Annotated in this window: 1 pseudogene; it reads left to right on the forward strand. The window is 67.8% G+C overall.

Annotation, left to right across the window (positions count from 1 at the left end):
- Nucleotides 1–438, forward strand: a pseudogene (locus NS220_RS18015) (cytochrome b/b6 domain-containing protein); the annotation flags it as partial.
- Nucleotides 439–538 lie beyond the last annotated feature (100 nt).

Genomic DNA, 538 nt, shown 5'->3' on the forward strand with positions numbered 1-538 from the left:
GACTGGCCCACCGAGAACGGCTGGGTGAACTACAACAGCCTGCAGCAGCTGTCGTACTTCGCGATCACGTTCGTCGCGGCGCCCCTCGCGATCCTCAGCGGAGTCCGCCTGTCGGGTGTCTGGCCGAAGGACGCTGAGAAGCTCAACCGCCTGTACCCGCTGGAGTGGGCACGCCGGATCCACTTCCCCGTGATGCTGTTCTTCGTCGCGTTCATCGTCGTGCATGTGGCCCTGGTGCTGTCCACCGGCGCCCTGCGCAACCTGAATCACATGTACGCCGCCCGCGGCGCAGCCGACCCCGACGCCTTCGCGAGCGACCCGACCGGGTTGCTGGTCTTCGCGGCATCCCTGCTCGTGATGGCCGTCGGCTGGGTCGCCGCGCGCCCCGCGGTGCTCGTGCCGATCGCCCGCCTCTTCGGCGACGTGAAGCAGCGCTGACCCGCCCCCGCGGGAAGGGATGCCGAGAACGCAGTCGTTTGTCGAGGACGTAGGCCGTTGCCGGTGTTCGTGTGCGGTTTCGGTGTTCGTGTGCGGTTTC

It is taken from the genome of Microbacterium testaceum, from assembly GCF_001476655.1.
Classification (GTDB): domain Bacteria; phylum Actinomycetota; class Actinomycetes; order Actinomycetales; family Microbacteriaceae; genus Microbacterium; species Microbacterium testaceum_C.